The following is a 6,110-nucleotide window of genomic DNA, read 5'->3' as shown; positions in this document are numbered from 1 at the left end:
GCCGGGGCGGACGGCGCGGCCGGGGCGGCCGGGGCGGACGGCGCCGCCGCCGGCGTCCCCGCAGCGGGCGGTGCGACCCGCTCCCGGGCCGCGCTCTCGCGCGCGCTCGCGGCCTGCGCGTCGAGCGCGTCCTGGCGCTCCCGCTCGACGTCGACGCTCGTGGCCCGGGCCTGCGCGAGCTCGGCGAGCAGCGTCTCCCGGCGTGCCGCCGACTCCTGCACGGCCTCGTCGAGCGCCCCGGAGGAGACCTGGGCGGCGGCGAGCGCGTCGCGCGCGCGGTCCTCGACCTCGGCCTGGTGCGCGAGCGCCGCGTCGGCCCGCGCGCGGGCCGTGCCGGCGACGGCGCGCGCCGTCGCGTGCGTCTCGACCGCACGTCCGGCGGTGCGGCCCGCGACGCGCTCGGCGTTCTCGCGCGCGACGACCTGCTCGACGCCGTCCGCGTCCAGGACCGTCCGCAGGGCGTCGAGCTCCGTCGAGCCCTGGCGTGACGCGCGGAAGAGGGCACCGACGGAGGCCCGCGCGTCGGACTCGCCCGACCGGGCCGTCGCGAGCGCCGCCTGGGCGTCGCGCACCTCGGCGTCGGCGGCCTCGAGCTCGCCCTGCGCCGCGGCGTACTCCTCCGCCGCCGTCTCGACGGCCGCGACCGCGGACGCGTGCCGGTCGCGCAAGGCCGCGAGCTCGCGCTCGACCGTCGCGACGTCCCGCGACGCGCCGTCGGCGGCCTCGCGCGCGGCACGCACGTCGTCGTCCGGCGGCGCGGACGACGCGGTGGGCGCGAGGCCCACGCCGAGCGCGAGCACGAGCGCTCCGGCGGCCCCCGCCGCGGCGACGCGACGGCGCGGCGCGCTCCGGGTCACGCGGTTCATCAACCCTCCTCGGCGTGTCTCGTTGACAGCACTCGCACGAGTCTGCCCGGAAGGTCCGCTCCGCGCGATCCGAGCGGCCGGGGCCTTCTCACAATGTGGTCTCGCATGTTGAGAAGGGCCTACCGGGTCGCCGACGACGCGCCTAGCCTCGGCCTCATGTCCCGTCGAATGTGTCGCTGACCCGAGCGCACGTTCGCCTGCCCGCGAGCCGTCGTCGACGACGTCCTCGCCGCGGCATCCCGTCCCGCGTGCGCCTCTCGCCGCGGTCGACGACCCCGTCCCCGCCGCACCCGCCCCGGTGCACCCGCACGCCGCCGTCCCACCCCACCCGCAGGAGAGCAACCATGAGCACCGACACCGCCCCCGCCTGGTCCTTCGAGACGCGCCAGGTCCACGCCGGCCAGACCGCCGACCCGACGACCGGCGCCCGCGCGCTCCCGATCTACCAGACCACGTCGTTCGTCTTCCCGGACGCCTCGGTCGCGGCCGACCGGTTCGCGCTCAAGGACCTCGGCCCGATCTACACGCGCATCGGCAACCCGACGCAGGAGGTCGTGGAGAACCGCATCGCCTCGCTCGAGGGCGGCGTCGGCGCGCTGCTCCTCGCGTCCGGGCAGGCCGCGACGACGTTCGCGATCCTCAACGTCGCCGAGGCGGGCGACCACGTCGTCGCCTCCCCGAGCCTGTACGGCGGCACCTACAACCTCCTGCAGTACTCGCTCGCCAAGCTCGGGGTCGAGACGACGTTCGTCGCCGACCCGCACGACCCGCAGGCCTGGCGCGACGCCGTGCGCCCGAACACCAAGCTGTTCTTCGGCGAGACGATCCCGAACCCGCAGGCCGACGTCCTCGACATCGAGGCCGTCGCGGCGGTCGCGCACGAGGTCGGCGTCCCGCTGATCGTGGACAACACGGTCGCCACGCCGTACCTGCTGCGCCCGCTCGAGCACGGGGCGGACGTCGTCGTGCACTCCGCGACGAAGTACCTCGGCGGCCACGGCTCCGCGATCGGCGGCGTGATCGTCGACGGCGGCACGTTCGACTACGCGGCGCACCCGGAGCGGTTCCCGAACTACAACACGCCCGACCCCTCGTACAACGGCCTCGTCTACGCGCGCGACCTCGGCGTGGGCGGCATCCTCGGCGCCAACCTCGCGTACGTGCTCAAGGCGCGCGTCCAGCTCCTGCGTGACCTGGGCTCGGCCATCTCGCCGTTCAACGCGTTCCTCATCGCACAGGGCATCGAGACGCTGTCCCTGCGCGTCGAGCGCCACGTCGCCAACGCGCAGAAGGTCGCCGAGTGGCTCGAGGCGCGCGACGACGTCCGTACCGTCCACTACGCGGGCCTGCCCTCGAGCCCGTGGCACGCGAACGCGCAGAAGTACCTGCCACGCGGCGCGGGCGCGGTCCTCGCGTTCGAGCTCGACGGCGGCAGCGAGGCCGGGCAGGCGTTCGTCTCCGCGCTGCAGCTCCACTCGAACGTGGCGAACATCGGCGACGTCCGGTCGCTCGTCATCCACCCGGCGTCGACGACGCACGCCCAGCTCAGCCCCGAGGAGCAGGCGAAGTCCGGCGTGACGCCGGGCCTGGTCCGCCTCGCGGTGGGCATCGAGCACGTCGACGACATCCTCGCCGACCTCGAGCTCGGGTTCACCGCCGCCAAGTCCGCGCTGGGCTCCTGACCGGCCGACGACGGGCGCGACGATGACGGATCTGGACAGCCGGGGCGCCCTGGGCGCCCCGGCCGTACAGTGGCCGACGGTGACCCCGGTGAACGACGAGCTCCTCTCCCCCGCCCCCGACGCCCGCTCCGGCGCGCGGCCGGGCGACTCGTCGACGCACGGCGTGGCGCCGTCGCGCGCGCGGGTCAAGGCCCCGGTCCCGGCGACCGGGGCGTGGCGCGAGGGCGACCCGGCGGGCCGGCGACGCTTCGCCGACGTCGGCACGTTCGACCTCGAGTCCGGCGCCCGCCTGCCCGACGTCCGGGTCGCGTACGAGACGTGGGGCACGCTCGCGCCCGACGGGTCGAACGCCGTCCTCGTGCTGCACGCCCTCACCGGCGACTCGCACGTGAGCGGCCCCGCCGGCCCGGGGCACGTCACCGCGGGCTGGTGGGAGTCGCTCGTGGGGCCCGGCGCCCCGATCGACACCGACCGCTGGTTCGTCGTCGCGCCCAACGTGCTCGGCGGCTGCCAGGGCACCACCGGACCGGCGTCGACCGCGCCCGACGGCCGCCCGTGGGGCAGCCGGTTCCCGCGCGTCACGACGCGCGACCAGGTCGCGGTCGAGATCGAGCTCGCCCGGACGCTCGGCGTCACGTCGTGGGCGTTCGTCGTCGGCGCCTCGATGGGTGGGCACCGCGTGCTGGAGTGGGCGCTCCTCGGGCCCGAGGCCGGGGTCGACGTCGTCTCGCTCGCCGCGATCGCGACCGCCGCCCAGACCACGGGCGACCAGATCGCCTGGGCCCACCCGCAGCTCGGCGCCGTCCGCGCGGACCCGGGCTTCCGCGGCGGCGACTACTACGACGCCGCGGACGGCGACGGTCCGCACGTCGGGCTCGGCATCGCCCGACAGATCGCGCACGCGACCTACCGGTCCGCGCGCGAGCTCGACGACCGCTTCGGCCGGCTGCCGCAGGGCGGCGAGGACCCGTTCACCGACGGCCGCTACGCCGTGCAGTCCTACCTCGACCACCACGGGGACAAGCTCGCGCGCCGGTTCGACGCGAACTCGTACGTCGTGCTCACCGAGTCGATGCTCACGCACGACCTCGGGCGCGACCGCGGTGGTGTCGAGGCGGCGCTCGCGCAGATCACCGCGCACGCGCTCGTCGTCGCCGTCGACACCGACCGGCTGTTCCTCCCCGCCGACTGCGCGCGCATCGCCGCCGGCATCCCCGGCGCCGAGCCCCTGCGGACGCTCACGAGCGACTTCGGGCACGACGGCTTCCTCATCGAGTTCGACCAGCTCGGACCGATCGTCGCCGACTTCCTCGGCGAGCGGGCGCGCGTGCGCGACTGACCCGCTCGTCGTCGGGGCAGGCCCCCGGGGCTCCCCCGGGCGGGCCCCGTGGTCGGAGCACGGGCCGGACCGTAGGTTGGTCCCATGCTCGCCGCCTACGCCGACCGCACCGATCCCGACGACCCCCTGGCCGGCCTCGTCGTCGGGGACCGCCCCGAGCCCGCGTCCCGCGAGCACTGGACCACGGTCGACGTGCGCGCCGCGTCGCTCAACCACCACGACCTCTGGTCGCTGCGCGGCGTCGGGCTGCCCGCCGACCGCCTGCCCATGATCCTCGGGACCGACGCCGCGGGCGTCGCCCCCGACGGCTCCGAGGTCGTCGTGCACGCGGTCGTCGGCGCGGACGGGCACGGCGTCGGGCCAGCCGAGCGTCGTTCCCTGCTGTCCGAGCGGTACCCGGGCACGCTCGCGGAGCGCGTCGCCGTCCCGACCCACAACCTCGTCCCCAAGCCGCCCGAGCTGACCTTCGTCGAGGCCGCGTGCGTCCCGACGGCGTGGCTCACCGCCTATCGCATGCTGTTCACCGCCGGTGGCGCCGCCCCCGGCGACCGTGTCCTCGTGCAGGGCGCGGGCGGCGGGGTCGCGACGGCGGCCGTCGCCCTCGGCGCCGCCGCGGGGCTCGAGACCTGGGTGACGTCTCGCTCCGCGGCGAAGCGCGCCGGAGCGGCCCGCCTCGGGGCGGCGGCGACGTTCGAACCCGGCGCCCGCCTGCCCGCGCCCGTCGACGTCGTCGTCGAGACGGTCGGGCAGGCCACGTGGAACCACTCGCTGCGGTCCGTGCGGCCGGGCGGCACCGTCGTCGTGGCGGGTGCGACGAGCGGCGACGCGTCGCCCGCCGAGCTCACGCGCGTGTTCTTCCACGAGATCCGCGTGCAGGGCGTGACCATGGGCTCGCGCGACGACCTCGCCGCGCTCCTGCGGTTCCTCGCGCGGAGCGAGGTGCGCCCCGTCGTCGACCAGGTGCTCCCCCTCGCCCGCGCGGGCGACGGCCTCGCGCGGCTCGCGGCCGGCGACCACTTCGGCAAGGTGGTGCTCACGCCGTGACGTCCCCGGCCTGGGCCCCCGACGTGCTCGGGGCAGGGTTCGAGCAGCGCACCGTCGAGCTGGAGCCCGACGACGAGGGCGACGTCGTCGTCACGGTCGTCCGGCACGTCCCGCCGACGGACGAGCCCCTCCGCCCCGCGCGCGCGGTGCTCTACCTCCACGGCTGGAGCGACTACTTCTTCCAGACCGAGCTCGCCCAGACCTGGCACGGCCTCGGCGCGGCGTTCTACGCCGTCGACCTGCGCAAGTACGGTCGCAGCCTGCGCCCGCACCAGACCCCCGGGTACGCGGACCACCTCGAGGAGTACGACGCCGACATCGCCGCCGCGCTGGACGTCGTGCGGGAGGACCTCGGGGCGCACGTCGCGATCATGCTCATGGGGCACTCGACCGGGGGTCTCGTCGCGGCGCTGTGGGCGCACCGGCACCCCGGCGTCGTGCGTGGCCTGGTGCTCAACAGCCCGTGGCTGGAGCTGCAGGGCTCGTCGGTGGCGCGGACCGTCTCCGGCCCCGCGATCCGCCAACTCGCCCGCTTCCAGCCCCGCGCCCCGCTCCCCAACGTCGATCCCGGCTACTACGCCCGGACGCTGCGGGACCGGGAGGACGGTACGTGGACCATCGACGACGCATGGCGTCCCGTTCCGTCGTTCCCCGTCCGCGCGGGATGGCTGCGCGCGATCATCTCAGGTCACGCGCGCGTCGCCGCCGGCCTGGCGATCGACTGCCCCGTGCTGGTGCTCCTCGCCGAGAGGTCGCTGTTCAGCACGCGGTGGACGGAGGACATGCGCGCCGCAGACATCGTGCTCGACGTCGAGCCGCTCGCCCGCCGGGCCTCGCACCTGGGGCGCGTCGTCACCCTGGTCCGCATCCCCGGCGGCATCCACGACCTGTCGCTCTCGGCGCCGGAGCCCCGGGCACGCTTCTTCGCGGAGATCGTCCGCTGGTCGGCGGCGTACGGCTGGTCCTGAGGGCTCCTCGGCCGCTCTCGCGTCCCGGTGCGACCGTCCGTGGGGCCGACGACGGCCCCGGACGTGCCGGCGCTAGCGCGTCCCTCGCGTGGTGTGGGGGTATGCGGATATGCCGAAGGCCCACCCCGTGTGGGGTGGGCCTTCGGTGAAGGGTTGTCCGGCGGCGTCCTACTCTCCCACCCCGTCTCCAGGGCAGTACCATCGGCGCTGA

At 75.8% G+C, this 6,110-nt stretch carries 4 protein-coding genes and 1 pseudogene; 4 read left to right on the top strand and 1 reads right to left on the bottom strand.

Annotation, left to right across the window (positions count from 1 at the left end):
- Nucleotides 1–866: pseudogene (locus ACI769_RS19790) on the bottom strand (hypothetical protein); the annotation flags it as partial.
- Nucleotides 867–1,210: 344 nt separating this feature from the next.
- Between ACI769_RS19790 and ACI769_RS19785 the strand changes: the two are divergent.
- The 4 genes from ACI769_RS19785 to ACI769_RS19770 all read left to right on the top strand — a co-directional run bounded on the left by ACI769_RS19785 (nt 1,211) and on the right by ACI769_RS19770 (nt 5,899).
- Nucleotides 1,211–2,548, top strand: a complete 1,338-nt coding sequence (locus tag ACI769_RS19785) for a bifunctional o-acetylhomoserine/o-acetylserine sulfhydrylase (protein ID WP_034655183.1) — start codon at nt 1,211–1,213, stop codon at nt 2,546–2,548.
- Nucleotides 2,549–2,636: 88 nt separating this feature from the next.
- Nucleotides 2,637–3,887 carry a homoserine O-acetyltransferase gene (locus tag ACI769_RS19780; RefSeq protein ID WP_370670933.1) on the top strand — a complete coding sequence of 417 codons (1,251 nt, stop codon included), beginning with the start codon at nt 2,637–2,639 and terminating at the stop codon, nt 3,885–3,887.
- 84 nt (nt 3,888–3,971) lie between these two features.
- Nucleotides 3,972–4,931 (top strand): zinc-binding dehydrogenase, encoded by a 960-nt coding sequence (locus tag ACI769_RS19775; RefSeq protein WP_043659392.1) that lies wholly within the window; start codon nt 3,972–3,974, stop codon nt 4,929–4,931.
- Entirely contained in the window at nt 4,928–5,899 is a 972-nt protein-coding gene (locus ACI769_RS19770; RefSeq protein WP_043659390.1) for an alpha/beta hydrolase, read from the top strand. The genes ACI769_RS19775 and ACI769_RS19770 overlap by 4 nt, the downstream gene beginning before the upstream one ends.
- Nucleotides 5,900–6,110: the final 211 nt, after the last annotated feature.

The organism is Cellulosimicrobium sp. RS, from assembly GCF_046159675.1.
Classification (GTDB): domain Bacteria; phylum Actinomycetota; class Actinomycetes; order Actinomycetales; family Cellulomonadaceae; genus Cellulosimicrobium; species Cellulosimicrobium funkei.
This window is presented reverse-complemented; position numbering and strand designations above follow the sequence as displayed.

What these genes read in the sequence shown, in the direction of transcription:
- ACI769_RS19775 (WP_043659392.1), top strand. Translation starts at nt 3,972, where the DNA reads ATGCTCGCCGCCTACGCCGACCGCACCGATCCCGACGACCCCCTGGCC.
- ACI769_RS19785 (WP_034655183.1), top strand. Translation starts at nt 1,211, where the DNA reads ATGAGCACCGACACCGCCCCCGCCTGGTCCTTCGAGACGCGCCAGGTC.